This is a genomic window from Kitasatospora sp. NPDC051705, from assembly GCF_044453265.1.
Taxonomy (GTDB): Bacteria; Actinomycetota; Actinomycetes; order Streptomycetales; family Streptomycetaceae; genus Kitasatospora.
Genome location: NZ_JBITCO010000017.1, coordinates 96,063 through 122,693, shown reverse-complemented (window position 1 = coordinate 122,693; position 26,631 = coordinate 96,063). Strand labels below are relative to the sequence as shown.

Annotated in this window: 22 protein-coding genes; 7 read left to right on the top strand and 15 right to left on the bottom strand. The window is 75.6% G+C overall.

What is annotated here, in order from left to right:
- Positions 1 to 69: 69 nt before the first annotated feature.
- A complete protein-coding gene (locus ACIA8Q_RS21970; RefSeq protein ID WP_360204910.1) occupies positions 70 to 624 on the bottom strand; it encodes a GNAT family N-acetyltransferase in 555 nt (184 codons plus the stop codon).
- Between the two features lie 156 nt (positions 625 to 780).
- Here ACIA8Q_RS21970 and ACIA8Q_RS21965 point away from each other — a divergent pair, with 156 nt between their 5' ends.
- Positions 781 to 1,200 (top strand): hypothetical protein, encoded by a 420-nt coding sequence (locus ACIA8Q_RS21965; protein ID WP_360204907.1) that lies wholly within the window; start codon positions 781 to 783, stop codon positions 1,198 to 1,200.
- On the opposite strand, the gene ACIA8Q_RS21960 is transcribed toward ACIA8Q_RS21965, so the two are convergent.
- Positions 1,169 to 1,921 (bottom strand): helix-turn-helix transcriptional regulator, encoded by a 753-nt coding sequence (locus tag ACIA8Q_RS21960; RefSeq protein ID WP_360204904.1) that lies wholly within the window; start codon positions 1,919 to 1,921, stop codon positions 1,169 to 1,171. The two genes, ACIA8Q_RS21965 and ACIA8Q_RS21960, sit on opposite strands and share 32 nt — an antisense overlap.
- A gap of 85 nt (positions 1,922 to 2,006) precedes the next feature.
- On the opposite strand from ACIA8Q_RS21960, the gene ACIA8Q_RS21955 reads away from it, so the two are divergent.
- Positions 2,007 to 2,948, top strand: coding sequence for an LLM class flavin-dependent oxidoreductase (locus ACIA8Q_RS21955; RefSeq protein WP_396317578.1), 942 nt, complete (start codon positions 2,007 to 2,009; stop codon positions 2,946 to 2,948).
- Positions 2,949 to 3,056: 108 nt separating this feature from the next.
- Here ACIA8Q_RS21955 and ACIA8Q_RS21950 read toward each other — a convergent pair whose 3' ends face one another.
- The 6 genes from ACIA8Q_RS21950 to ACIA8Q_RS21925 all read right to left on the bottom strand — a co-directional run bounded on the left by ACIA8Q_RS21950 (position 3,057) and on the right by ACIA8Q_RS21925 (position 9,694).
- Positions 3,057 to 4,415, bottom strand: coding sequence for a DUF2252 domain-containing protein (locus ACIA8Q_RS21950; protein WP_360204899.1), 1,359 nt, complete (start codon positions 4,413 to 4,415; stop codon positions 3,057 to 3,059).
- Between the two features lie 119 nt (positions 4,416 to 4,534).
- Positions 4,535 to 6,112, bottom strand: a complete 1,578-nt coding sequence (locus tag ACIA8Q_RS21945; RefSeq protein ID WP_387896729.1) for a multicopper oxidase family protein — start codon at positions 6,110 to 6,112, stop codon at positions 4,535 to 4,537.
- Positions 6,109 to 6,579, bottom strand: a complete 471-nt coding sequence (locus tag ACIA8Q_RS21940; protein ID WP_360204894.1) for a hypothetical protein — start codon at positions 6,577 to 6,579, stop codon at positions 6,109 to 6,111. Before ACIA8Q_RS21940 ends, ACIA8Q_RS21945 begins: the two co-directional genes overlap by 4 nt.
- 208 nt (positions 6,580 to 6,787) lie before the next feature.
- A complete protein-coding gene (locus ACIA8Q_RS21935; protein ID WP_360204892.1) occupies positions 6,788 to 7,579 on the bottom strand; it encodes an aminotransferase class IV in 792 nt (263 codons plus the stop codon).
- Positions 7,572 to 8,507: a GNAT family N-acetyltransferase gene (locus tag ACIA8Q_RS21930; protein ID WP_360204889.1), complete on the bottom strand. Its 936-nt coding sequence runs from the start codon at positions 8,505 to 8,507 to the stop codon at positions 7,572 to 7,574. The genes ACIA8Q_RS21935 and ACIA8Q_RS21930 overlap by 8 nt, the downstream gene beginning before the upstream one ends.
- 260 nt (positions 8,508 to 8,767) lie before the next feature.
- The gene (locus tag ACIA8Q_RS21925; protein WP_360204886.1) at positions 8,768 to 9,694 is read right to left on the bottom strand and encodes a DMT family transporter; all 927 of its coding nucleotides are present in this window, start codon (positions 9,692 to 9,694) and stop codon (positions 8,768 to 8,770) included.
- 108 nt (positions 9,695 to 9,802) lie between these two features.
- Here ACIA8Q_RS21925 and ACIA8Q_RS21920 point away from each other — a divergent pair, with 108 nt between their 5' ends.
- The 4 genes from ACIA8Q_RS21920 to ACIA8Q_RS21905 all read left to right on the top strand — a co-directional run bounded on the left by ACIA8Q_RS21920 (position 9,803) and on the right by ACIA8Q_RS21905 (position 14,883).
- The gene (locus ACIA8Q_RS21920) at positions 9,803 to 10,726 is read left to right on the top strand and encodes a LysR substrate-binding domain-containing protein (RefSeq protein ID WP_360204883.1); all 924 of its coding nucleotides are present in this window, start codon (positions 9,803 to 9,805) and stop codon (positions 10,724 to 10,726) included.
- A gap of 143 nt (positions 10,727 to 10,869) precedes the next feature.
- Positions 10,870 to 12,369, top strand: coding sequence for an MFS transporter (locus ACIA8Q_RS21915; protein ID WP_360204880.1), 1,500 nt, complete (start codon positions 10,870 to 10,872; stop codon positions 12,367 to 12,369).
- Positions 12,359 to 13,387: an AsnC family transcriptional regulator gene (locus ACIA8Q_RS21910; RefSeq protein WP_360204878.1), complete on the top strand. Its 1,029-nt coding sequence runs from the start codon at positions 12,359 to 12,361 to the stop codon at positions 13,385 to 13,387. Before ACIA8Q_RS21915 ends, ACIA8Q_RS21910 begins: the two co-directional genes overlap by 11 nt.
- 203 nt (positions 13,388 to 13,590) lie before the next feature.
- Entirely contained in the window at positions 13,591 to 14,883 is a 1,293-nt protein-coding gene (locus ACIA8Q_RS21905; RefSeq protein ID WP_360222031.1) for a carbohydrate-binding protein, read from the top strand.
- A gap of 120 nt (positions 14,884 to 15,003) precedes the next feature.
- On the opposite strand, the gene ACIA8Q_RS21900 is transcribed toward ACIA8Q_RS21905, so the two are convergent.
- From ACIA8Q_RS21900 to ACIA8Q_RS21885, 4 genes are all read right to left on the bottom strand, one after another.
- Entirely contained in the window at positions 15,004 to 17,913 is a 2,910-nt protein-coding gene (locus ACIA8Q_RS21900) for a hypothetical protein (RefSeq protein ID WP_396317577.1), read from the bottom strand.
- A complete protein-coding gene (locus ACIA8Q_RS21895) occupies positions 17,913 to 19,799 on the bottom strand; it encodes an HSP90 family protein (protein ID WP_360222037.1) in 1,887 nt (628 codons plus the stop codon). The genes ACIA8Q_RS21900 and ACIA8Q_RS21895 overlap by 1 nt, the downstream gene beginning before the upstream one ends.
- Before the next feature lie 52 nt (positions 19,800 to 19,851).
- Positions 19,852 to 20,865, bottom strand: coding sequence for a hypothetical protein (locus ACIA8Q_RS21890; RefSeq protein WP_360222040.1), 1,014 nt, complete (start codon positions 20,863 to 20,865; stop codon positions 19,852 to 19,854).
- A 315-nt stretch (positions 20,866 to 21,180) separates the two neighbouring features.
- Positions 21,181 to 22,032 (bottom strand): hypothetical protein, encoded by an 852-nt coding sequence (locus ACIA8Q_RS21885; protein ID WP_360222043.1) that lies wholly within the window; start codon positions 22,030 to 22,032, stop codon positions 21,181 to 21,183.
- Positions 22,033 to 22,162: 130 nt separating this feature from the next.
- On the opposite strand from ACIA8Q_RS21885, the gene ACIA8Q_RS21880 reads away from it, so the two are divergent.
- On the top strand, positions 22,163 to 22,741 hold the full coding sequence (locus ACIA8Q_RS21880) for an XRE family transcriptional regulator (protein ID WP_360222046.1): 579 nt from the start codon (positions 22,163 to 22,165) through the stop codon (positions 22,739 to 22,741).
- Positions 22,742 to 22,778: 37 nt separating this feature from the next.
- Here the strand turns inward: ACIA8Q_RS21880 and ACIA8Q_RS21875 are convergent, their stop codons facing one another.
- The 3 genes from ACIA8Q_RS21875 to ACIA8Q_RS21865 form a co-directional block, all read right to left on the bottom strand.
- Positions 22,779 to 23,681: a dihydrodipicolinate synthase family protein gene (locus ACIA8Q_RS21875; RefSeq protein ID WP_396317576.1), complete on the bottom strand. Its 903-nt coding sequence runs from the start codon at positions 23,679 to 23,681 to the stop codon at positions 22,779 to 22,781.
- Between the two features lies 1 nt (position 23,682).
- Entirely contained in the window at positions 23,683 to 24,489 is an 807-nt protein-coding gene (locus ACIA8Q_RS21870) for an aldolase (RefSeq protein WP_396317575.1), read from the bottom strand.
- A gap of 261 nt (positions 24,490 to 24,750) precedes the next feature.
- Positions 24,751 to 26,193 carry a glyceraldehyde-3-phosphate dehydrogenase gene (locus tag ACIA8Q_RS21865; protein WP_360222055.1) on the bottom strand — a complete coding sequence of 481 codons (1,443 nt, stop codon included), beginning with the start codon at positions 26,191 to 26,193 and terminating at the stop codon, positions 24,751 to 24,753.
- Positions 26,194 to 26,631 lie beyond the last annotated feature (438 nt).

Genomic DNA, 26,631 nt, shown 5'->3' with positions numbered 1-26,631 from the left:
CAGGCATGGTGACGGTCACGTTCTCGGGCCCGGCACCGGTCACGCTCCCGCCCGGCACCGGTGTCCGGCTCAGGCCCGGTACCCGGCGCGGTCGAGGCGGAAGACCACGTTGGGGCGCAGCGGGCCCTCGGGGGCGTCCGGGTCGTCGAAGTCGACGGCCGGGTCGTGCACCATGCCGAGGCGGCGCATGACGGCCTGGGAGCGGAGGTTGGTGGCGGTGGTGACGGCGAGGACCTCCGGCAGCCCCAGGGTGTCGAAGCCGTGCGCCAGGACGGCGCGGGCCGCCTCCGTCGCGTAGCCGCGGCCCCACGCGGTGCGGGCCAGCCGCCAGCCGATCTCGACGCCGGTGAACGGCAGGCCCTCGTCGACGTCGTCCAGGCCGGCGAAGCCCACGAACTCGCCGCTCTCCCGCACCTCGACGGCGAGCCAGCCGTACCCGCGCCGCTCGGTCGCGGCCTCGAACCGGGCCACCGAGGCGTCGGCCTGCTCGCGGGTGAGGACGTCGCCCAGGTGCTCGCGGACCTCGGGGTCGGCGTTCATCGCCGCCCACGGCGCGAGGTCGCTCTCGCGCCAGCGGCGGATCAGCAGGCGTTCGGTGTGCAGTTCGGTGTGCGGTTCGGTCATGCGCCCCAGCCAACGCCACCCGCCCGACCAGGGCAAGCGCAATTTCCGCGGGCGCACCGACGCGCCGGCCCGGGGCATTCCGCGGCGGGAATTGTTCCGCGGCAGGGCGGCCCGGAGCATGGGGGTCGTACCGAACGGACGCCAGGAGGCAGGGACATGAGCATCGACGCGCAGGACATCGCCGACCGTTACGCCGCGGTGTGGACGGAGGCGGACCCGCAGCGGCGCCGCGAGGCGATCGCCGCCCTGTGGGCACCGGAGGCCGTGCACCTGCTGCACCCGCCGGTCGAGGTGCGGGAGGCGGCGGCCCGGGTGGGATTCGACGACCCGGTGCTGGAGGCCCGCGGCCACGCGGAGCTGGAGGTGCGGGTGACACGGGCGTACCAGGAGTTCGTGGCACCCGGGGAGTTCACCTTCCGGGCGCGGAAGGACGCGTTGCGGCTGCGGGACGTGGTCACCTTCGGCTGGGAGATGGCGCCGAGCGCGGGCGGGGAGGCGGTCGGCGGCGGCCTGGAGTTCGTGGTGGTGGGGGCGGACGGCCGGATCACCGCGGACTACCAGTTCCCCGGGCGCTGAGCAGGGCCTCGGTGGTGGCCGGGTCGGTGGGCAGGAAGGCCTCCAGCTTGAGTTCGGCGAGCGTGACGTCCACGGCGGTGGCGAAGGTGGTGACGGTGGTCATCAGGTGGAGCTCGCCGGCGGAGGTGTCCAGCTCCAGGGGGACGGCGAAGCCCAGGTGCTGCTCCCCCGGGTCCGGGTCCGGGACGTAGCCGGACAGTTCGGCGTGCAGCTCGCCCAGGTGCCGGGTGCGCTCCAGGATGTGCCGGGCCCAGGTGGGGAAGTTGCGGATCCGCGGGGCGAGGCCGTCGGGGTGGAGGGCGAGCCGGTAGGCGTTGGTGCCCGGGCCGACGAGCCGGGGGTCGGCGTCCTCGGTGAGCAGGTCGAGCGCGGCGTTGGCGGCGACGACGTCGCCGCGCCGGTCCACCACCAGGGCCGGGTACGGGAGGTGGCCGGTCAGGATGTGGTCGATCGCCGCCCGGACCGGGGCCAGCTCCGGCCCGTCCAGGGGCGTCTCCGGGTAGACGGGGGCGAAGCCGGCGGCCAGCAGCAGCTCGTTGCGGTCGCGCAGCGGCAGCTCCAGCGACTCGGCGAGCCGGACGACCATGCCCCGCCCGGGGACGGAACGGCCGGACTCGATGAAGCTGAGGTGGCGCTGGGTGGTGCCGGCGCGGGTGGCGAGGTCCAGCTGGCTGAGGCGGCGGTCGGTGCGGCGCTCGCGCAGGGCCTGGGGGAAGTCCATGCTGCCAGCCAACCCCGGAACGGCCGAAACCGCCATTCCCCGGCGGGAATTGAGCCGATTCTCCGCGGTCGGCAGGATCGGGGCCATGGACATCGGTGTGTTTCTTCCGACCGGCCAGGCCCAGTGGGCGCCCGCCGGAGACCCTCGTGAGCTGATCGGATTCGCCCGCCGGGCCGAGGAGCTCGGCTTCGCCTCGCTCTTCGTCAACGACTCGCTGCTCACCCCTCGGATCGAGCCGCTCACCATGCTGGCGGCCCTCGCCCCGGTGACGGAGCGGATCGGGCTGGGCACCGGGGCGCTGCTGCCGGTGCTGCGCCGCCCCGTCCAGGCCGCCCAGACCCTGGCCTCGGTCGACCTGCTCTCCGGCGGCCGGCTGACGGTCGCGGTCGGGGCGGGCTTCCCGGGCCGGTTCGGGCGGCCGTTGCACGAGCTGTCGCAGGTGCCGTGGGAGCGGCGGTTCGCCCGGCTGGACGAGACGGTGGCGCTCTGGCGGGCGCTGTGGAGCGGGGCGACGGAGTTCCGCGGCGAGTTCCACGACTTCGCCGAACTCCCGCCCGCGACGGCCCCGTTCCGCCCGGGCGGGCCGCCGCTGTGGCTCGGCGGCGCGACGCCGGCCGCACTGGCCCGCACCGGCCGCGACTACGACGGCTGGCTGCCGTACCCGCCCGACCCCCGGGCCTACGCCACCGGGCTGGGCGCGGTGCGGGAGGCCGCCCGGGAGGCGGGGCGGGACCCGGGGGCGGTGACGCCGGCGCTGTTCGTCAACGTCCGGATCGACCGCGACGCGGCGGCGGCGCGCGAGGTGATGGACGCCTACGCGCTGGCCAACTACGGCCTGCCGCTGGCGGAGGTGGAGCGGATCCAGGCCGTCGCGCTGGGGACGCCCGAGGAGGTGGCCGCCGTCCTCGGCCGGTACGCCGCCGCGGGCGCCCGGCACGTGGTCGCCCGGCTGGGCGCCATGGACCTCGCCGGGCAGGCCGAGCAGCTGGAGCGCCTGGCCGCGCTCACCCTGCCGGGTTCGCGGTGACCGGCCCGGGGCCGCGGTGACCCGCCGGGAGCCCGTACCGGTCCGCCGGGGCCGCCGGGGCCGCACGGAACCGCCCGGGCGGGTGGCGGACCACCCGCCCGGGCGCCCTCACACGCCCCGGGTGGCCTTGACCCGGCCGGCGTCGATCGCGGCGACCAGTTGGGCGTGGTCCAGCGCCGTCTGGTCGGCGTACTGCAGGGAGAAGTCGGCGATCGCCTCGGCGAAGGTGTCGGCGCCGCCGAGGTACCCGGCGATGGCGAGGCGGTCCCCGGTGCGGGCGTGGGCGCGGGCGAGGGTGCGGCCGCAGAGGTCCGCGTAGTCGCGCAGACCGTGCACGGTCATCTCGGCGACCTCGACGGAGCCCTTCATGTCGCGCAGCTGGCGGCCGTAGAAGTGGCGGCCGGCCGGGCCGGTGGTCCAGCCGAGGAAGATGTCGCTGGCGGCCTGCATGAGGTGCTGGCCGGTGACGACGCGGCGGCCGCCGTGGTGGGCGGCGACCTCGGCGTCGACCCGGGTGGTCGGCAGCTGGGACTCCAGCACCGACCGGCCGGCCTCCTTGATCTGCAGGAACAGCGGGTCCCGGGTGTCCCGGCCCTCCAGCAGGACGATGAAGCACCGGGTGCCGACGCTGCCGACGCCGACGACCTTCATCGCCGCGTCGACGAAGCGGTAGCGGTCCAGGAGGACCCTGCGGTCCTCGGCGAGGGTGGCCCGGTAGTCGCTGAACACCCGCCCGACGCCGCGCAGTTCGTCCTTCTTCAGGGGTTCGATCAGGGGCGGCGCGCTGATGATGCGCCGGCGGCCGTCCCGCACCTCGGTGAGCTTCTCGAAGGCCTGCAGGCTGGTGCGCCGGCGGGCGTGGGCGATCCCGGCCTCGAAGCGCTTGCGCTGCTTGGGCGTGCGCAGCAGCGGCAGCAGGTCCTCGGTGTCGATCCGGGCGTACCAGACGTCGAGTTCGCCGAGCCCGGCGAGCCGGCGCATCGCGGTGGCGTAACCGAGGGCGGCGGCGCGGGCGGCGCGGCGGGCCCGTTCGTCGTCCTGCCCGTTGTCCCGGGCGGCGACGGCAACGCTGGCGGCGAGGCGTTTGACGTCCCACTCGAAGGGGCCGGGGTAGGTCTCGTCGAAGTCGTTGACGTCGAAGAGCAGCGCACGCTCCGGGGAGGCGTACACGCCGAAGTTCAACAGGTGGGCGTCGCCGCAGAGTTGCACGGTGAGCTCGGTGTTCGGGACGGCGGCGAGGTCGGCCGCCATGACGGCGGCGGCACCGCGCAGGTAGGTGAACGGGGTCTCGACCATCCGCCCGTAGCGGATGGGCAGCAGCCGGGCGACCCGGTCGGCCGCCTGCTCCTGGAGCACGGTGACCGGATCGGGGCGGTCCGCCGCGGGGATCCACCGCCCGTGGGCGGAGCGGGAGACGCGCTGGCGGGCGGTCCGGCCGGCGCGGCGGCGTTCGGCGGGGGTGGTCATGCGCGGCTCCTCGGTCGGCCGGAAGGCGAAGGTGCGCCTTCTCGCGACGCTAGGGCAGGAGTGCCGGGGGCCGCACCGCACGCACCCCCGGCACTGCGCCGTCCGGATGAAAGCCGGGCTCACCCCACTGTGAAGTCCGCCATCATCGCCATGTCCTCGTGCTCCAGGTTGTGGCAGTGCAGCATGTACGTCCCCGCGTAGTCGGTGAAGCGCACCAGTACCTCGACCCCCTCGGCCGGACGCAGGTCGACGGTGTCCTTCCAGCCCGCGTCGTACGCGCCCGGCGCCCCGCCGTTGCGGCCGATCACCTGGAAGTGGTTCAGGTGGACGTGGACGGGGTGGTGCAGGTCGCTGGTGAAGCGCCACCGTTCGACGCTGCCGAGCGCGGGCCGGGCGAGGTCGCGGCCCGGCTGGTACGCGTCGCCGTTGATGGTCCAGCCGAGGCCTCGGCTGCGGCGGAAGGCGAAGTCCCGGGTGGTGACGGCGGCGGAGGCGTCCAGCTCCTCGACGGTGGAGAGCCGGTCGGGCACCGTCGAGTCGTCGGCGACCTGCCGGGAGGAGACGTCGAAGCACATCACCTCCGCGGTGCGGCCGCTGCCGAAGCGGTTGAGCAGCCGCACCCGGGTGCCGGGGGCGTAGCGGGAGAAGTCGACGACGAGGTCGAAGCGCTCGGCGGGGGCGATCTCCAGAGCGTCGTGGGCGACCGGGGCGGCCAGCAGGCCGCCGTCGGAGCCGATCTGGACCAGGGCGTCGCCCCCGGAGGGCTGCGGGTCCAGTTCGAGCCGGTACTGGCGCGTGTTGGAGGCGTTGAGCACCCGCAGCCGGTAGCGGGCGCGGTCGACGTCGAGCCGGGGCCAGGGGGCGCCGTTGACCAGGATGACGTCCCCCAGGACGCCGTTCATGTAGTCGTCGGTGACGCCGGGCACCGCCAGCGCGGCGTCGGTCGAGGGGTACCGGAAGGAGCCGTCGGCGGCGAAGGAGCGGTCGGCGAGCATCAGCGGGAGGTCGCGGTCGCCGCGTGGCAGCGGCAGGGCGGCCTCCTCGTCGTCGTGGACGAGGTGGAAGCCGGCCAGTCCGCGCCAGACGCCGGGCCCGGTGAAGCCCATCCGGTGGTCGTGGTACCAGAGGGTGGCGGCGCGCTGGAGGCCCGGATAGGTGTGGGTGCGCTCGCCGGTGACGCTGCGTCCGCCGCCGTGCTCCATCCCCGCCATTCCCGGCATCCCCGCCGCGCCCTGGGCGGCGGCTCCGGTGGAGCCGACCGGCAGCAGCAGGTCGGTGGGGTAGCCGTCGCTGTCGGCCGGGGTGTGCCCGCCGTGCAGGTGGAGCACGGACGGCACCGGCAGCTCGTTGCGGTGCCGGACCACCGCGGCCCGGCCGGAGCGGGTGACCACCGTCGGCCCGGGGAAGCTGCCGTTGTACGTCCAGGCCTCGGTCCGCACCCCGGGCAGGATCTCCAGCCGGGCGACCTGCTGGGTGACCTCGTAGTAGTCGGAGGTCGCGTCGCTGCGCACCGGCTGGAGCACCGCGGGCACCGGCAGCGGGACGCGGAAGGCCTCCGGCAGGTCGAGTTCGCTGGTGAGCAGCCGGCCCGGGCGGCCCTCGGCGAACAGCCGGGCGGCGGACGGGACGGCCACGGCGGCCAGCGCGCCCGCACCGAGCACGGAGGCGCCGATGCCGAGGAACCGGCGGCGGTTCACTTGGACACCTCCACCGGCCCGCCGGGACGCGGCAGCCGCCCGCTGCCGTCCGGCCCGGGCAGCGCGCCGGCCGGGGCGGGCAGCGGCAGCCGCCAGGCGCCGACCAGGCCGAACAGGACGGCGCTGACCAGCAGGACGCCCAGCGTGACGTGCACGCCGATCGCCCGCGCGTAGCCCGCGGTGATCTGGCCGGTGACGGCGACGACGAGCACGGCGGTGGTCCACAGCGGCCAGAGCGGTCCGCGGCCGGGCCGGCGCACCAGCGCGGCCGCCGCCAGTTGGAGGACGGCCACGGTGGCGAGCGTCATCGCGTTGCCCTCGTGGTCCTTGAGCGACTCGTAGGTGCCGTTGAGGAAACTGCCGGCCAGCATGGCCTGGAGCAGCGCCAGGAGTGCCAGGGTGGTCGCGGTGATGCGCAGCAGGATCAGCGGCCAGCGGGGTGCCGGGGCCGCGGGAGGACTGCTCATGTCGGGCTACTCTCTGCTTCGGCGGGTCGGTCGGGGCGGGCGAGAGCGTAGCTGATCCGACATCACGATCACTGCCGATAAAGGGTCTTGGGCTCGACCGCCACCCCATTGCGCCTGCCGGGACGCCGTTTGTCACCCGTACGAGCGAGCCCTTCGTGCACCGGTCGATCCGCCCGGGAGCCCGCCGCCCGCCCCGGGGCACCGGCGTTCACACCTCGTCGGCGGGGACGGCCTCGTAGGCGGCGCGCAGCTCGGCCAGGACGGCGTCACCGGGGTCGAACGCGGTGCCGTCGATCGCCGCGACCGGCCGGACGCCGACGCCCGCGTTCACCGCGAACGCGGCCCGGAACCCGGCCAACCCGGCGGCGTCCACCGGCTCGTGGGACTGCGGCCCGTCGTACGCACCCGCCAGCAGCGCCGCCGTCACGCCGGGCAGGCTGGGGCCCTGCGGCCAGACCAGCCGGCGGCCGTCCAGCAGACCGAGGTTCCAGGTGGCGCCCTCCGTCACCAGGCCGCTGTCCGGATCGACCAGCAACGCGTCGTCGAAGCCGTCGAGTTGGGCGCTGCGCCGCTGGTGGACCAGACCGAACAGGCCGACGTGCTTCACCTGCGGCAGCTCCCGGCGGTAGGCCACCGTCCGGACCCGCAGCGGGGCGGGCACGGCGGCCGCGGCCGGGCGGGTGGTGACCAGCAGCCGGGGCACGGCCGGGCCGGCCGGGCGCTCCAGGCCGAGCTCCGGGTCGTACACCGTCACCCGGACCGTCACCGGTGCGCCGTCGGCGGGCAGCACCGCCCGGATCCGCTCGCGCACCGCTGCCCGGTCCAGGCCGGCGGCGAACAGCGTCCGGCAGTCCCGGACCAGCCGGTCCAGGTGCAGCGCCAGCCCCCTGGCCCTGCCCTCCGCCACGCGCAGGGTGGTGAAGTGCCCGTAGTTGAGCAACCCCAGCGCGGCCAGCCGCGCCGGGTCGGCGGGCCCGCCGTCGATCTCGATCTCAGCCATCCCCCGAGTCTGCCAGCCGGGCGGCCGCCACCGCCGGGCGGTACGGGCTGACCACCCGGCGGCCGGCCGCCCGGGCCGACTGCTCGACGTGCTCGATCCGGTATGCCAGGCCCTCCGGCTCCCCCGCGTCCGACCAGCGCCACGCCTCCGCCCACCACTGCGGCCCGCGCACCAGCGGCCGGCCGGCCAGCGCCAGGTGCAGCGCCAGCGTGGAACGCGCGTAGCCGTGCACCCAGCCGTCGGCGGAGCGGTACTCGGGCGTCTCGTCCAGCCGCAGCCAGTCGCCCTCGTGGCCGGCGGCGAGCATCGACACCCAGCCGCGCACCCGGTCGGACACCAGCAGGTGCAGCCAGCCGGCCTCCTCCCGCACCTGGTAGCGCGGCAGCCGGGGCACCCGGGCGAGGGTCAGCGAGTGCTTCCAGCCGACCACCCAGAGCCCGCGGCGCAGGTAGTAGCGGACGGCGTGCTGCCAGGTCCAGTGCGCCTCCAGCCGGAAGCCGGGCAGGCCCTCGACGGTGGCCGCCGCGTACACCTCGTCCAGCACCCCGGCGGCCAGCCCCCGGCCGCGCGCGCCGGGGCGCAGGTAGAGGGAGGAGAGGGCGAGCTGGCCCGACCCCCTGGTCCAGTTGTCGACGGCCACCGTGCCGGCCACCGCGCCGCCCCCGTCGAGCACCCAGTAGCGGCGCCGGTACAGCTCACCGCCGGGCCACTCCCGGCCGCTCTCGCCGAGCGCCTCGCGCCACCGCCGCTCGGCGTCGGGCGCCAGGACGTCCGGATCCACCCGCTCACCCAGCTCACCCTCCACCAGGGACGCCAAGTCCCAGCGGGCGAACCGCCGTTCGTCCCCCTCGGCGGCCACCCGCAGCAGCGGACCCGCCGCCAGCCGGTCCTGCGCCCGTTCCACCGCCGCATCCCACGACCTCACCACGGCGGCCACCCTAGCGGGGCGATGGGGACTTTCCGTAATCCACCGGACACCGAACGTCAGACCGGGCGCCGGACCCGCCCCCGCGGAGCCCGGCCGGATGGCGGGGAAACCCGACCGCGGGACCCGACCCGGCCCTGCCGACCGCGCGGACCCGCGGCGATGCCATGGAACCGGCCGGTAGGGACCGGCCGGGACCGGCCGGGGGAGAGCGCGGCCCGGACGGCCACCGGCCGCTGCGCCCCCGCGCTCATCCGGTCGCTCTAGCCGACCGGGTGACGGTCCTTCGGGGCCGCTGCCGGGAGCGGGCCGGCGACGGGCGGACGCGGGCGGGTGAGGGCGACGGCCGCGACCACCAGGGCGCCGCCGACGAGCGCGTTCCAGCCGACCGGCTCGGCGAGCAGGACGGCGCCGAGGGCGGTCGACCACAGCGGCATGACGTAGGTGACGGCCGAGGCCACCCCGGTGCCCGCGGTGCGGACCAGGCCGAGGTTGAGCAGGTACGCCAGGCCGGTGCCCACCGCGCCCAGGACCAGCAGGGCGCCGGCCCCGCCCGCACCCGGCCAGTGCGGGGCGCCCGCGGCGAGCGGCGCGATGACCGCCGACTCCGCGGTCGCACAGGTGATCTGGACGGCGGACAGGGCGACCACGGACTCCGGACGGCCGGACAGGAAGCGGCGCAGGTAGGCGAAGCCGGCGCCGTAGCAGCAGGCCGCGGCCAGACAGGCCAGGCCGCCGACGGCCTCGCCGGAGCCGATGCCGCGCCAGACCCCCAGCACCGTGAGCACGCCGGCGAAGCCCACGGCGAGGCCGCACAGCCGGCGCACGCCGGGGCGGCGCTCCTGCGGGACGACCAGCACCGCGAACAGCAGTGTGAACAGCGGGGTGGTCGCGTTCAGCACTCCGGCGAGCACCGAGCTCACCCTGGTCTCCCCGAACGAGAACAGGGTGAACGGCACGCTGTTGAGCAGCACCGCGACCACTGCCGAGTGCCCCCAGAGCGCACGGTCGCGCGGGGCGCCCCCGCGGCGCAGCAGGAGGATCGCCCAGAGCGTGGCCGCACCGAGGGCGCAACGCCAGAACGCCACCCAGACCGGCGGCACCCCCGCCTCCACCGCCACCTTGATCAGCGCGAAGCTCGCGCCCCAGATCGCCGACAGCGCCACGAAGCCCGGCAACCAGCGCCGCACCCCGACCACCTCCCCCTCGTCCCGTCCGGCATCCGCCTGGACACAGGGTGGCCGGGCGGCGGAGCATGAGTCCAACAAGTCGCGGTGCCCCACGGATGAGGAAGTCTCATGGCCCCGGAGGTCAACCTGGCCCAGCTGAGGGCCCTGGTCGCGGTCGCCGACACCGGCGGGTTCGGTGCGGCCGCGGACGAACTGGGCATCAGCCAGTCCGCCGTCTCGCACGCCGTGGCCGCGCTGGAGCGGGTGCTCGGCGCACCCGTCCTGCTGCGCGGCACCCCGGCCCGGCCCACCCCGCTGGGCGAGCAGGTCCTCCCGCACGCCCGGACGGCCGTCGCGTCCGCCGCCGCCGTCCGGGCCGTCGCCACCCGGCACTCCGGCGGCCTCACCGGCACCGTCCGGCTCGCCGCACCGACCACCGTCTGCCAGGCGCTGCTGCCCGGGCTGCTCCGCGACTGGAAGGCCGCCCACCCGCAGGTCACCGTCCGGGTCTTCGAGGGCGAGGACGCCGAACTGGCCACCTGGCTGGCGGCCGGCACCGTCGACGCCGCGGTCCTGGTCGACGCCGGCCCGCACCCGCCCGGGGCGGTCGCGCTCGGCGCGGACTCGATGCACGCGCTGCTGCGCCGCGACCACCCGCTCGCCGGGCAACGGAGCATCCACGTCGCCGAGTTGGAGGACGACGACTTCCTGCTCTCGGAGGGCGGCTGCGAGCGCCACATCCGCGAGTCGTACCGCCGGGCCGGCACCCGGTTCGCGCCCCGGCACCGGATCCGCGACCTCAACACGCTGATCGGCATGGTGCACGCGGGCGTCGGGGTCTCCGTGATGCCCGCGCTGGCGCTCACCATGGTGCCGGCCGACTGCGTGCTGGTACCGATCCGGCCCGCCGTCCACCGCACGCTCACCCTCACCGGCCCGGCCGGCCGGCCGTGGTCCCCGGCCGTCACCGGACTGCTGGCCGCGGTGCGGGCGGGGGCGGGCGCAGGGGTCGGGGTGGGAGCCCGAGTGGGGGCCGGGGCCACCGGGATCTGACCGGGGGCGGTGCCCGGCGGAACTTTTCGGCGGCCCGGGCCGGACCGATGGCGTTTTTCGTCGATGCAGTGGCCGGCGGCTGGTCCGCATCACGCACGGGCCGGAGGGTGGCGGCAGTCGCGTCACCACCCGAGGGGGAACCCGTGCCCGCCCAGTCCCGCCCGTACCCGCACCGCTGGACGGCGCTCTGCGCCCTGCTCACCGCCGAGGCGATGAACCTGCTGGACGCGACGATCGTGCAGGTCGCCGCGCCCGCCATGCGCGCCGACCTCGGCGGACCGGCCGCCGCCGTGCCCTGGCTGACCTCCGCCTACACCCTGCCGTTCGCCGTCCTGCTGCTCACCGGTGGCCGGCTCGGCGACCGGTACGGGCGGCGCCGGGTGTTCCGCACCGGCGTCGCCGGCTTCCTGCTCGCCTCGCTGGCCTGCTCCTGCGCGCCGACGCTCGCCGCCCTGCTCGCCTTCCGGGCCGTCCAGGGCGCGACCGCGGCCGTCGTCGTGCCGCAGACCATCGGCCTGATCAAGGCCCTGTTCCGCGGGCCCGAGACGGGGCGCGCGCTGGGCACCATCGGCCCGGTGATGGGGCTGGCCGCGCTCTGCGGACCGGTCCTCGGCGGGCTGCTCACCCACGCCGACCTGCTCGGCTCCTCCTGGCGCGCGGTCTTCCTGGTCAACCTGCCGCTCGCCCTCGCCGTGCTGGCCGTCGCCCCGCTGCTGCCGGAGGACCGTGCCCCGCACCGGCCCGGACTCGACCCGGCCGGCAGCACGCTCGCCGCCGCGGCCACCGGGCTGGTGGTGCTGCCGCTGCTCCGGCCCGAGGGCTCGGTGACGGACGCCCCGGCGCTGGCCTCGCTCGCCGCCGGGGCCGCCCTCACGGTGGGCTTCGGCGCCCACCAGCGGCGCGGTGCCCGGCGCGGCGCCGCCACCCTGATCGAGCGGAGCCTGTTCACCTCGGTGCGCTTCCCCGCGGCGCTGGCCTGCTCGGCCCTGTTCTTCGCGGTCACCACCGGGCTCACCCTGGTCGTCGTCCTCCAGCTCCAACTGGGCTCCGGGGCCGATGCGTTGACCTGTGGACTGACGCTGCTGCCGGGCTCGGCCGGGATGGCCGCGGCCTCCTGGTACACGGGGGCGCGGCTGCTGCCCCGGTACGGGGCGAAGGTCATGCCGGTCGGGCTCGCGGCGCTGGCCCTCGGCCTGCTCGCCGTCGCCGGCGCCTACCGGGCCGGCGGGAGCCCGGCACCGCTGTCCTGCGCACTGGTGGTGCTGGGCGCCGGCCAGGGCCTGTTCACCCCCGCCTTCTTCACCACCGCCCTGCGACCGCTGCGGCCGCAGGAGACCGGCTCGGCGGCGGGCCTGCTCAACGCCGTGCAGCAGCTGGGCGCGACCCTCGGCGTCGCGGTGCTCGGACGGGTCTACCTCGCCGGTCCGGACACCGCCGGGGCGCAGCGCGCCTGCTGGGTGGCGCTGGGCGCGCTGGTGCTGCTCGCCGCGGCCACCAGGGGGATGCGCACACCCGGCGGCGAACCGCCCACAGCCGGCCCGGACGCGTCAGGGCCGGACGCGGAGGCACGGCACGCGGCGAGGCCGGACCGGGCAGAATCGGAGCCCACCGCCGAACCGCAGGGGACCGCACATGCCGGATGAGCTCGACCGCGCCGTCGTCCACGCCCTGCGGATCGACGGGCGCGCCCCGTTCAGCCGGATCGCCGCCGTCCTCGACGTGTCGCCGCAGACCGTCGCCCGCCGCTACCGGCGGCTGCGCACCGAGGCCGGGCTGCGGGTCGTCGGGCTCGCCGACCCGCACCGGGCCGGCCGGGCCCAGTGGCTGCTGCGCCTGACCGCCGGCCCGCACACCGCCCAGGGCCTCGCCCAGGCGCTGGTCCGGCGCCCCGACACCGCATGGGTCAAACTGACCTCCGGCGGCACCGAGATCACCGCCATCGTCGAGACCGCTCCGGGCACCGACGGCCACAGCCTGCTGCTGCGCGACATCCCGCGCACCGCCGCCGTCACCGCCGTCTCCGCCCACTGCCTGCTGCACACCTACCGCGGCGGGCCGTCCGCCTGGCCGGGCAGCACCGACGCGCTGACCGAGGAGCAGGAGGCCCGGCTGCGGCCCGCCGAGACGGGGCCGGGCCGGGCGACGGCGGGCCCGAGCCGGGCGACGGCAGGTGCGATCCGGTCGCCGACCGGGCTGGACCGCACCGACCACGCGCTGCTCGCCGAACTCCACCGGGACGGCCGGACCCCGCTCGGCGACCTGGCCGCCGCGACCGGGCACACCCCCGCCACCGTCGCCCGCCGGCTGGCCGAACTCCGCGCCGACGGCACGGTCTTCCTCGACGTGGAGTACGACACCCGGCTGCTCGGGGCCGACATGCAGGCGCTGCTGTGGATGAGCGTCGCCCCCGCGCACCTGGACCGGGTCGGCCGCGCGCTGGCCACCCACCGCGAACTCGCGCTGGTCGCGGCGACCACCGGGCCGAGCAACCTCACCGCCACCGCGCTGTGCACCGACCCGGCGGACCTGCACCGCTACCTGACCCGGCGGCTGGGAAGCGTCCCGGAGATCACCGCGCTGGAGTCTGCGCCGGTGCTGCGCACGCTGAAGTCGGCCGGGCCCGTCGCACCGCCGCCGTCGCGCCGCGGCCAGGTCCGCTAGGTTCCGGGCCCCCGTCGGCCCCGCCCGGGCGGGGCCGACGGCTTGACCTCTTTGGGGTTGACCGGCCTTCCTCGACAGGTCTATACCAGTGACAGCCATCGGCAACCACCCCGCGCCGAAGGACCGTTGGGCCTGCGCGCCACCCCCACTCCGGCGCGAGCAGGCCCTCCCCCCACCGCCGTCCCCGCCTGGAAGGGCCTCCGATGGAACGCGCACTCCCCCCACACCCCGCCACCCGGAACCCGAACCCCCCGGGCCGCCGCCGTCCGCGCCGGGTCGCCGTCGCCGTGGCCGGTGTGCTCGGCCTGGTCGCCGGCGGGGCCGCCGCACTGGCCGGCACCGGCTCGGCCGCCGCCGACACCGTCGCCGGCCTCGGCAGCAACTGGTACGCCTCGGCGCCCTACCTGATGCCCGAGGACAACAGCCCGCCGGACGCCGCGGCGGTGATGGACGCCACCGGGCAGAAGGCCTTCCAGCTGGCGTTCATCCTGGCCCAGGGCAACGGCTGTTCCCCGGCCTGGGGCGGCACCTCCTCGATCGACACCGACACCACCATGCCCGGCGTCATCCAGACCGTCCGGGCCAAGGGCGGCGACGTCTCGGTCTCCGTCGGCGGGTACGGCGGCACCAAGCTCGGCCAGGTCTGCGGCACCCCGGAGGCCACCGCCGCCGGCTACCAGAAGGCGATCACCAAGTACCAGCTGAAGGCGATCGACTTCGACCTGGAGGAGCCGGAGTACGAGAACACCGCGGCGATCCACAACGAGATCGGCGCGGCGCGCATCCTCCAGCAGAACAACCCCGGCCTGTACGTCTCGATCACCACCGCCGGGACGAACGCGGGCACCGGCTGGTTCGGCACCCAGATGCTGAACGAGGCCAAGTCCCAGGGGTTCACGCCGGACAACTACTCGATCATGCCGTTCGACGGCGGGTTCAACGGCGCGGCCGCCCAGACCGACGCGCTGGTGAAGTTCAACCAGATCCTGCAGACCACCTTCGGCTGGTCCGAGGCCACCGCGTACGCCCACGAGGGCGTGTCGATGATGAACGGCCGCACCGACGCCGCCGAGTACTTCCGGCAGGCGGACTTCCAGGCCGTACTGGACTTCGCCACCGCCCACCACCTCGCCCGGTACACCTACTGGTCGGTCAACCGGGACCGCCAGTGCCCAGGCACCGTCGACCCGGGGCTGTCCGGCTCCTGCTCCAGCGTGGTCCAGAACGACTGGGACTTCACCAAGTACACCGTGAAGTTCGCCGGGGCGACCCCGCCGACCACCCCGCCCACCACTCCGCCGACCACTCCGCCCAGCTCGCCGCCGCCCACCTCGGGGACCTGCACCGACCCGGCGTGGAGCGCGAGCACCACGTACACCTCGGGCAACAAGGTCTCGTACAACGGCCACAAGTACCACGCGAAGTGGTGGACCCTCAACGAGGTGCCGAGCGCCAGCGGCCAGTGGGGCGTCTGGGGCGACGACGGACCCTGCTGACGGCACGCCGGCCGCCATCGGCCGGGGCTGAGGCTGAGCCCGGGGTTGCGGCCGGGGCCGGGGCACGCACGCCCCGGCCCCGGCCCCGGCCGGCTCACGCCCCCGGCCCACGCCTCCGGCTCACTCCCCCGCGGCGAGCCGCTCCCGCAGATCGGCCAGCACCCCCGCCGCCTCCGGCAGCCCGGCGGCCTCGCAGCGGGCGATGCCCGCCGTCAGCCGGGCCACGGCCGCCTTCGTCCGGCCGAGGTCGGTGCCCTCGACCAGCGCGGCGAGCCGCAGGGCCTCCGCCCGCGGCGCCCCGTACTGCTCCCCTCCGTCGTCGTACCGGGCGATCGCCTTCTCTGCCTCGGCCACCGACTCCTCGTAACGCTCGCCGACGGCCAGGCAGCGCGCCCGCTCGTAGTGCGAACCGCCCTGCAGGAACGGGGCGTCGTACTCCAGCCCGGCCCGCTCCGCGGCCGCCCCGACGGCGTCCGCCTCGGCCAGCCTGGCGAGCGCCTCCGGCAGGCCGTCGGGGCCCTCGGCGCGCATCGTCAGCATGGCGAACTCCCTGAGGGTGGCCGCCAGTTGGTCCACCCGTGGAGCCCGTCCGTGGGCCTCCGCCGCGCGGTCCAGGGCGGCCTTCGCGGCCTCCCGGCGACCGGCCCTGGCCAGCGCCAGCGAGGCCTCGCAGGCCACCATCGTGTGGGTGTCCTGGTCCTCCCAGCCGGCCACGGCGTCCGCCAGCCGCAGGTACTCCTCGGCCGCCTCGCGGTCCTCGTCCAGGTCGGCCAGGCCCCGGGCGAGGTCCAGCCGGGCCTGCGCCAGCAGCCGCACGTCCAGCTCGGCGGCGGCCGCGTCCAGGAGCACCGACTCCAGCACCGCGACGGCGTCGGCCGTGCGGTCCGCGGCCCGCAGCACGTCCGCGAGCTGCAGCCGCACCCGGGCGGCCTCCTCCGCGCCCTCCCGGCCCTTGCGGTCGAAGCGCGCCGCGGCCTCGGTGAGCGCCCGGACCGCACCGCCGTGGTCGTCGAGCAGCATGCAGGCGTGACCGAGCATCATGTACGTGGGTGCGAACGGGTAGCCGCCCTCGCCCCAGCGGACCGCCTCGGCGAGCGCCCGGTGGAACACCTCGACGGCCTCCGCCGGCTCCCCGTCCTGGAGCAGCACCTGGCCGAGCAGTCCGAGCACCCGCGGCGTCTGCCAGGGCAGCTCGGCCGCGTCCAACTGCGCCAGCACCTCGCGCAGTTCGGCCGCCGCCTCGGCCATCCGGCCCTGCCGGGCGGCCGCGTCGGCGCGGTACTGGCGGGAGGTGGCCGCCCGGCGGGCGGAGCCCAGGGCGACGGCCGCGCCGTGGTAGCCGTCGGCCGCCTCCTCGAACCGCCCGAGCACCGCGGCCGGCGGCTCGGGCAGCGCCGAGACTAGGTCGTGATGGGCCGCGTAGGCGCGGACCTGCAGCACGATCAGGTAGTCGTCGTCGGTCATCGCGCCGCCCGCGGCCCGCAGCTCCTCCGCCGCGCGCAGCACCTCGTCCAGGGCCGGCCAGTCGGCCACCGCACCCTCGACGTCGCCGAGCTCCGCGATCAGCGCACGGCCCCGGACCATCAGCGCCTGGCCGGACAGCCCGGCCTCCTCGAACAGCGCTGCGGCCGCCACCAGACCGGCCCGGCCCTCGGCGTACTCGTCCCGCTCCAGTGAACGGTGGGCCCGCTGCTCGGCGAGTTCGGCGCGCAGCCGCGCGGCGCCGCCGTCCCCGGTGCCCTCCGGGAGCTCGAAACCGTCGGCGGTGAAGCGCTCCTCGATCCGCAGCCAGAGCCGCTCCGCGTCCGGGTGCCCGACCAGCTCCAGCTCCCGGGCGCGCACCACCAGGGCGGTGAAGTCCTCCGGCTCCGGCTCGACCGGCCGGCGCGGCACGGGAGCCGGGGCGGCGGCCAGTTCGGGCGCGGCGGCGGCGCGCACGCCGAGGGCGAGCGGCTCGGCCAGCAGCGGCTCGCGGGCCAGCCTGGCCCGCCGGTCGGCGCCGACCGCGCCGGTGCCGTTGCGGGCGTCGAAGCGGTCGGCCAGCGCCCCGGCCTCGGTGCGCAGGTGCACGAGCAGGGTGTCCACCGTCCAGCCGGTGCCCGGCGGACCGCTGACCGCGAGCGCCCCGTGCCCGGCCCGGGACAGCCCGGCGATCAGCACCTCGGCGCCGGTCAGGAAGGAGAGCCGGGCGGACTGGTCCCCCGTGACCGCGAAGAGGTCGCGGTTCTCGGCCAGGATCTCCAGGCCGCGCGGCTCGTTGCCGGACAGCGCGCAGAACTCCAGGTGCCGGCCGACGGCGTGCAGCATCGCGGCCTTGCCGCGCGCGTAGCGGTAGCCGGTCAGGTGGCAGGAGCGGGCCTCGTCCAGCCGGCCCAGGCGCAGCAGCGGGAGCAGGGCGGCGGCCTGGCTCAGGTAGGGCTCCTGCTCGCAGGAGCTGCTGCCGTCGAGGACGGGCCCCAGGACCTCCAGCGCCCGGGCGTCGTCACCGGCCTCGGCGAAGTGCTCGGCCCTGGCCCTCGTCTCGCAGGCGTGGCAGTCGCTCAGCTCGGTGCGCGGGCGCGCCGTCCACAGCTCGTAGGCGTCCTGACGGCCCTCGCCGGTCTGCGCGGCCAGGTGGTAGCGCTGCGCGTAGTACGGCTGGAGGTCGAAGCCGGCCGCCCGGTAGCGGTCGCGCAGTTCGGTGTGCCAGCGGTGCACGGCCGCCAGCGGCACCTCCGGGGTGTCCAGCAGGGCGCCGGCCACCCACTTGAAGCGCCAGAACACCTGGTGCCGGGCCCATTCGCCGAAGCCGTCCGGGTCGGTGTCCCAGAGCTTCAGCACCCGGGCGAAGACCACCGGGGTCTTGCTGCGCTCGCCGTCGTACTCGTAGGCCTCCATCAGCTCCAGCAGGGCCATCGAGTGCACCCCGGTGTCCTCGAACTGCTCCGCCGCGTCGACGAGTTCCTCGGCCACCACGGTCCGCTGCCGGCCGTACGGACGGGCGTCGTTCTCGCGCAGCGCGGCAATCACCGCGTCGGGTGTGTCCAGCATCACGCCTCCTTCGGGTCGGTGGCGTCCGGGCCGGCCGACTCGTGGCCGAGCATGGCGTGGTCCAGCAGGCTGATGAACGAGCGGTTGAGCAGGGCGCTCTCGCTCGCCTTCAGCGGGCGGCGGGTCATCAGCACGGCCTGCCCGTACAGCGCCTCGACGGCGGTGACGGCCAGCTCCCGGTCGGTGACCGTCGCGGCGCGGCGCACCAGCGGGTTGAGGTGGTTGAGCACCAGCTGGGCGCGCGGCGCCTCGGCGCGCAGCGAGCCGAGGATGTCCGCCCACAGGCCGTCCGCCTCGTCGGCGAGCTGGGCGCGGGTGCGCTCGTGCCGGGCCTCCCTGTTGTCCAGCAGCAGCGCGGGCGCGCTGGTCGGGTGGAAGCTGCGCAGCGCGACGTCGCAGTCGAACCGGCCGACCACCTCGCGGGCGATGGTCAGGAAGGCCCCGGCGGCGAGCTCGGCGGCCGGGTCGACGGAGTCCAGGTGCGCGGTGACGGTGCCCGGGTCGAGGTCGGCGACCGAGACGCCGGGGCGGATCTCGGGCAGCCGGTGCACCAAGTCCCGGTCGTAGGTGTAGCCGCCGTTGACCACGCCGAGGCCGGCCGCGCCGGCGATCGGGGCGACCTGGCGGAACTCCTCGACGGTGCGGGTCACCAGCACCACCGGGTGGCTGCGGGTGAACTCGTCCAGGGTGACGTTGCCGTCGGTGGTCTCGAACGGCAGCCACGGCAGCATCATCCGCAGCAGCTCGTCGTCGTAGCGGGCGAGCTCCTTGACCGCCAGGTGGTGCACCGAGAGGAAGCGGTGGAGCAGCGCCGGATCGCTCGCGGACAGGCCGGTCAGCCAGTCGCGGATCCGCACGCCCAGCGCGTCGCGGACGGCGGCCAGCGTCTCGTCCGCGTACAGGCCCTCGCGGGAGGCCGTGGGGCGCAGGCCGTCGGTGTCCACCACGCAGCGGACGAAGAACGCCCAGTCCGGCAGCAGTTCGTCGGCCTGGTCGGAGAGCAGCATGCCCTTGAGGTGCACCCGGTGGCCGGAGCGGCGCGAGGGCGGGGCGGCGTCCGGCAGGACGTACGCGACGCCGCGCAGGCCGACCAGCGGGAGGTCCAGGTCGATGGTGTCGAGCGGGGTGAAGTCGAAGGTGCCGCGGCAGTAGGCGGTCAGTGCGTCGCGCCGGGCGAGCGGCGAGCCGTGCCGCTCGGCCCACGGCGGGGTGCGGTTCACCCGGTGCTCGGTGCCGTTCGCGTCCACCACCGTCACGTCGTGGCGCAGCAGGCTGCCGAAGTCCCGTGCCAGCGCCAGCACCCGGCCCGGCCCCGTCCACTCGGCGGCGTCGGCGCGCGGGGAGAGCGTGACGGTGGTGCCGGGCTCCGGGCGGGCCGAGGCGGGCAGGGTGCGGATGGTGTAGCGGCCGTCGGAGCCGCCGCGCCACTCGATCACCGGCGCGTCCGGGCGGGCGGCGGAGCGGGTGACGACGGTGATCTCGTCGGCGACCACGAAGCAGGCGAGCAGGCCGATGCCGAACTGGCCGATGAAGTCGCCGCGGGCCCGGGCCAGCCCCGCGCCGTCCAGCCGGCCCTCGGCGTCGCGCTTGGAGCTGCGGCCGATGGTGGCGAGGAAGGTGTGGACGTCGGCCTCGGTCAGGCCGATGCCGGTGTCGGTGATGCTCAGCTCGTCGTCGGCGCGCACGGTGATCCGGGCGGGCGCGTCCTGGTCCAGCGCGCGGCGGGCGGAGATCGCGTCCACCGCGTTCTGCAGCAGCTCGCGCAGGTACACCCGCGGGCTGGAGTAGAGGTGGTGGGAGAGGAGGTCCACCAGGCCGCGCAGGTCCACCTGGAAGGTGTGCGCGCTCGTCGGGTGCTCGGAGGCCGGGTTCTCGGAAGGGGACACCGCAGGCTCTTTCGATCGCGGGGCGGGTGACGGGGTTCGGGCGGGGGCGGCGTCAGGACGCGCAGCGGTCCCGGTGGGAGCGGAAGGCCTTGACCGGATCGCCGGACAGGTAGTGCCAGGGCGCCTCGGTGACCATGCCGTCGAGCGCGTCGAACAGCAGCCGCGCCGTCCTGCGCTGGTCGGCCAGCGAGAAGACCATCGCGAAGGTGTTGAAGGGGCCCTGCCAGCCGCGGACCGGGACGAAGTCCGGGTGCAGCACCGACCGGAAGGCGGCCTCCTGCAGCTCGGCCACCACCTCGGGGCTCGCCAGGTAGGCGCGGTCCTCGCCGTCCGGGAGGTCCAGCCAGCGCTCGAGGTGCGCCAGCGCGACCAGCTCGCCGAGCTGGCTGCCCTCCGGCGCGGCGAGCATCGAGGAGCGGGCGAAGGCGTGCATCTCCTCGTGCGAGCCGCCCCACTTGGCGCACAGCTGCTGCAGGCGCTGGCGGTGCGAGGCCGGGTGCCCGGGGACCCGGCGCACCGCGGCCTCGAACCGGCAGGTGGCGGCCTCCGGCGGCAGCGAGGCGCCGCGCGCGCTGATCTGCAGGTAGAACCAGGGGGCCAGCCAGGACGGCTCGCGCTCGGCGACCTCCAGCAGCTGCTCCTCGGCCACCTCCAGCCGCTCGTGGAAGACCCGCCACTGGTCCTCGGACACCTGCTTGGCCCGGGCCCCGGTGCGGGCCTCCCAGGCCCAGGTCACGTGCCGGGCGCCGGACAGCAGCAGGGCGAGGGTGTCCTCCGGCCGCTCGGCCAGGGCCCGGGCCGTCCACTCCTCGACCCCGGGCACGTCGGCGATCGCGCCGACGACCCCGCTCAGCTCCGCGCCGTCGAGGCCGGCCAGCGCCGGGCCGAGGGCCGCCCAGTCCCCGGCGCGGGCCTGGCCGAGCATCAGGCGGACGGACTCGTCCCCCAGGGCCGGGTCCAGCCGCGGTGCGGCGGCGGAGGGCTCGGCGGCGCGCCGCCCGAACCCGAACCACCCGGCCCGGTCCTGACCGGTCTCCCCGCCGGAGCGGCGTCGGAACAGCGCCATGTACGGCCCCCCTGGAACATCGTCGGCATCTTTCGCATGGCCGCGCGGCGACCACCCCAGAGGAGTAGATATCACGGCCGACCGACATCCGTTTCCCCAGCCCAGGGGCCCGGCGGGGAGGGCGGCGCGGCGGGCGGCGGCCGCGGCCGGCGGCGGTCGGGGGTCCGGACGTCCGCGAGGCCCCGGGCACGGAGCGGCTCGGGGCCTCGCGGGCGGCGGGCGGGGTGGGGTGGCGGGCGCGGGGCCGTCAGGCCGTCAGGCCGCCAGGCCGCCAGGACCACCGGGGCCGCCAGGGCCTCCCGGACCGACGTTCCGTCAGCCCACGCCGAGGCCGGCGTCGGGGGTCGCGCCCGCCTGCGCCTGCTCGATCCGCTTGACCAGCATGGCGGCGAAGCGCCGGGTGGCGGCCAGGTCGACCGGCCCGCCCTCGGTGGTCACGCTGGCGACGACGGTGCCCGAACGCACCACGATGCCGATGCCCTCGCCGTCGGCCAGCTGGCCCTGGAAGGCCTGGCTCTCGCTGCCCAGCACGGGGGTGTCGACCTTGCGGAACGGCCCGGCGGTGTACGAGGCGTAGGACTCCTTCAGCCGGTTCCTGGCGGCGTCCCGGCTGGGCAGGGTGTCGACGAAGAAGCGGGCGACGACGTCCCCCGAGGAGAACCGGACCGAGCCGCTGAGCGGCTTGCCGGTGCAGGGCGCCGCGGCGGTGCAGGTGGTGGCGTGGTCGGCGGTGTCGACCTTCCGCTTCTCCTCCTCCCAGCCGGTCATCGCCTTGGCGTCGGGCAGCACCCGGCCGACGATCCGGTCGTCCAGCAGCACCGCGTCCAGGTCCTGACCGGGCGTCGCCGCGGCCGGCGGCGGCACGGGCGCCCCGCCGCTGCCGCCCGGTGCGGGGGCCGAGGCCGCCGCCGAGGACGGCCCGGCGGCCGGCGCCGAGGCCGCGCCGGGAGCCGCGGGCGACGCCGCACCGGAGGCGTCGGCCGCCGGGGAGGCGGACGCCGCACCCGTGGCCGGGCTCGCCGCCGGAGCCGTCCCCGACGCCGGGGCGGCCGTCCCCGACGCGCCCTTCGCGGTGTCCGATCCGCCCGAGGAGCACCCGGTGAGCGCACCCACCAGCACCCCGGTCGCCACCGCCGCGGCGGCCATCCGCCGACCACCCATCCCCATCGCCCGCTCCCTCCGGCTGTCCGTGACCCCTCAAGATAGCCGCAGGTCCGGCCGCCCCCGCGGCCAGGGCCCGCAGGGCGTCCGGGCCCGATGGGATAATGGGCCGATCTTCCGGACCGAGGGGTAGCGCATGGCCAGCCGACTGAGGGCGCTGAGGACGCAGAACCGGCTCAGCCTGGAGGCCCTGGCGGCGCAGGTGGGGGTGACGAAGAGCTACCTCTCCAAGGTGGAACGCGGGATCAGCGACCCGTCGATCTCCACGGCGCTGAAGCTGGCGAACGCCCTGGGGGTGGACGTCGGCCGACTGTTCTCCGACGAGGTCGAGCCCGAGCTGGTCACCGTGGTGCGGGCCGGCGAGCGCACCCCGCTGACGACCGGCGAGGCCGGCCGCGGGGCCCCCCGGTACGAGGGGATCGCGACCGGCCTGGCCGGCAAGCGGATGGCGCCGTTCGTGATGTACCCGCCGACCGGCCGGGCCGCGGCGCCGTTCAAGTCGCACGCGGGCGAGGAGTTCCTCTTCGTCCACGCGGGCACGGCCGAGCTGGAGTTCCCGGAGCGGACGGTGCCGCTCGGCCCGGGCGACAGCGTCTACTTCAACGCGGCCGTGCCGCACCGCTGCCGCAGCACCGGGGACGAGCCCGCGGTGGTGCTGGTGGTGATTCACGACGAGCCCGCGGAGCCCGGGGACCGCGTCCCACCGCTGCCCTAGGGTCGCCCTCGGGGCCGTGTCCGCGGGGACGGCCCGGTCAGACCACCCGGCCGGCGTCCACCGCGGCCAGCAGGCCGGCCAGTTCGGCCGTCCGTTCGGCGTCCAGCGGCAGCAGCGGCGGCCGGGGGCCGCCGGCGTCGAAGCCGCGCAGCGCGAGCCCGGCCTTGACGGTGGTCGGCAGGCCGCCCCGGACGATGAACTGCAGGACGCCGAGCTGCCGCCGGAACACCTCGGCCGCGCCGGCGAGGTCCCCGGCCCGGACCGCCCGGTGCAGGGCCAGCGTCTCCTCCGGGATCAGGCAGGGCGCCGCGGTGCACCAGCCGGCCGCGCCGGCGGTGAGGGCCGCGAAGGCGAGCGGGTTGCTCCCGTTGTAGAAGGGCAGCTCGCCGCCGGTGAGGTGGTGCAGCCGGTGCATCCGGCCCAGGTCTCCGGTGCTCTCCTTGACCATGGTGATGTTCTCCACGCCCTCCACCAGGGAGACCATCAGCTCCGAGCCGAGGTCGACGCCGGCGGTGGCCGGGTTGTTGTAGACCATCACCTCGATCCCGACGGCACCGGCGACCTCCGTGTAGTGCCGGACGATCTCGCGCTCGTCGAGCCGCCAGTACGACAGCGGCAGCACCATCACCGCGCTCGCCCCGGCCCGCTCGGCCAGCCGCGCCCGCCGCACCGCGCCCCGGGTGGTGAGCTCGGCGACGCCGACGACCGTCGGCACCCGCCCGGCCACCGCGGAGACCGCGGCCTCGGCGGCCGTGCGCCACTCGGACTCCTCCAGGTAGGCGCTCTCGCCGGTCGAGCCGAGCGGGGCGACGGCGTGCACGCCGCTCGCCACCAGGCGCTCGACGAGCGCGGCCAGCCGGTCGGCGTCGACCCGCTCGCCGTCCGGGGTGAAGGGGGTGACCGGGTAGGCGACCACACCGTCCAGGTTCAACGCCGACATCTCAGGAACCGTCCTCTCCGGTGGCGGACAGCGCGTCGCGGTGGCCGGCCCGCAGGGCGCGGCGGGCGTAGTAGGCGAAGGTGGCCTGGCCGCGTTTGGGGGTGGAGATCCAGTCGTGGGCCTCCTGGGCGAGCAGCTCGGGGATCTCCTGGATCCGCCCGGCGGCGGAGGCCAGCAGCTGGAGCCTGGCGGCCCGCTCGAAGAGCAGGGCGAGGGTGCAGGACTCCTCGATGCTCCCGGTGGCGACCAGCTGGCCGTGGTGCGCGAGCAGCAGCGCCCGCTTGTCCCCGAGGGCGGCCGAGATCAGCTCGCCCTCCTCGTTGCCGACCGGGATGCCGGGCCACTTCTCCAGGAACGCGCAGTCGTCGTACAGCTGGCACATGTCCATGTGCGAGACGACGAGCGGGGTCTCCAGCATGGACAGCGCGGAGATGTGCAGCGGGTGGGTGTGGATGATGCAGGTGACGTCCGGGCGGGCCCGGTAGACCCAGCTGTGGAAGCGGTTGGCCGGGTTGGCCATGCCGTCGCCCTCCAGGACGTTGAGGTCCTCGTCGACGAGCAGCAGGTTGGACTCGGTGATCTCGTCGAAGCCGAGGCCGAGGCGCTGGGTGTAGTAGGTGCCGGGCCGCTCGGCCCGGCAGGTGATCTGCCCGGCCAGACCGGAGTCGTGGCCGGCGTCGAACAGGATCCGGCAGGTCAGCGCGAGCTTCTGCCGCGCCGTCCAGCCGGTGTCGGGTATCGCCTCCCGCATCCGCCGGTGGGCGAGGTCGACGAGGGCCGTCTTGTCGGTGGTGAACGTGTCCGCCATGTGCGCGGGTCCTCCCTCTCGGTCAGAACACTTTGTTCACCATAGGACACGTGGTGTCCTGTTGTCGACGGTGCGGCCCCGACGGGTCCGCGCGGGAGGGCCGGGGAGGCCCCGGAGGGGCCGGGACGCCCGGGAGGCCGGGGCGCTGGCGAGGCCCCGGGAACGCCGGAAGGCGGCGGGGCGGCGACCGTGGTGGTCGTCGCCCCGCCGCCTTCGCGGGGAGTCAGCCCTGGATGGTCCGGGCGTCCGGCAGGCCCGGGATCAGAGCGCCGGGGCCGGGTACGTCGGGTACTCGACGCCCGAGACGTACTGGACGACCCGGATGACCTGGCAGGAGTAGCCGAACTCGTTGTCGTACCACAGGTAGAGGATGGCGTTGTCGCCCTCGACCTTGGTGGCGCCCGCGTCGACGATCGAGGCGTGCCGCGAGCCGATGAAGTCGCTGGAGACGGCGTCCGGGGAGTCGATGAAGTCGATCTGGCGCTTCAGCGGCGAGGTCAGCGAGACGCCCCGCAGGTAGTCCAGGACCTCCTCGCGGTTGGCCTCGCGGGCCAGCTGCAGGTTCAGGATGGCGATCGAGACGTCCGGCACGGGGACGCGGATCGAGCTGCCGGTGATCTTCGCCTTGAGGTCCGGCAGGGCCTTGGCGACGGCCGAGGCGGCACCGGTCTCGGTGATCACCATGTTCAGCGGCGCCGAGCGGCCGCGGCGGTCGGCCTTGTGGTAGTTGTCCAGCAGGTTCTGGTCGTTGGTGAACGAGTGGACGGTCTCCACGTGGCCGCGCAGCACGCCGTACTCGTCCTCCATCGCCTTCAGCGGCGGGACGATCGCGTTGGTGGTGCAGGAGGCGCAGGAGAGGATCTGCTCGTCCGGCTTGATGGTGTCGTGGTTGACGCCGTGGACGATGTTCGGGACGTCGCCCTTGCCCGGGGCGGTCAGCACGACCTTGGCGATGCCGGGGCGCAGGTGCTTGGACAGCCCCTCGCGGTCACGCCAGCGACCGGTGTTGTCGATCAGGATGGCGTCCTTGATCCCGTACTCCGTGTAGTCGACCTTGGTCGGGTCGTCGGAGTAGATCACGGTGATCTCGTTGCCGTTGGCGATGATCTTGTTGTTCGCCTCGTCGACGGTGATCGTGCCCTGGAAGGGGCCGTGGATCGAGTCGCGGCGCAGCAGCGAGGCGCGCTTGACGATGTCGTCGCCGCCGCTGTTGCGGACCACGATCGCCTTCAGGCGCAGACCGTTGCCGGAGGCCTTCTCGATCAGCAGGCGGGCGACCAGGCGGCCGATCCGGCCGAAGCCGTACAGCACGACGTCGCGGGCGTCACGGCGCTCCAGCTTGTTCTCGCCGGTGGCACCGGAGACGGCACGGGCGGTGAACTCCTCGACCGACAGGCCGTGGTCGTCGGCCTTGTAGGTCGCGGCGAGCATGCCGATGTCGATCTGGGACGGGCCGAGGTCCAGGGTGGTCAGCGCGCTCAGGAAGGGCATCGTCTCGGTGACCGAGAGCTCCTCGCCGGCTATCTGGCGGGCGAAGCGGTGCGTCTTCAGGATGCTGACCACCGACTTGTTCACCAGGGAACGGCTGTGCAGCAGGACGGTGACATCCCGCTCCCGGTGCAGCCGCCCGATGATCGGGATCATCGACTCCGCGATCTCCTCGCGGTTCTTCCAGTCCGTGAACACGTCGTCGTTGACAGTCACAAGTCCATCTTTCGAGCTGAGGGTGTTGCCCACATGGTAGCTTCGCCCGCCCCCGGCCCTTCGGGCGGTCCCACCCCGGTGCCCGCCCCGCCCGCCCCGCACCACCGCCCCCGGCACGCCCCGGACCAGCACCTTCGCCCCAACCGCCGCCCCCCGCACCACCCCTGGCACCCCTCACCCCCCACCCCCCGGCGTGATCACCGCCACCCTCCGCCCCCTCGAAACGGCCCCGCCCGCCCCCCGGGCAGCGGGCCACCGCATCGGCCCGGCCTCGAAGCCGCCCCGCGGACTCGACCGCCGCGGGTCGCCCCGCCGCAGCCCGTGCGACGGGCGTCAATCACGCCCTGGTGCGGGCCGGGCGCGGGGTGTGTGCGGCGGTCGTCCGTACGCGGCCCGAGTGATCGTCCAGGCCAGTACAGTGGGCACACCGCCCGACCG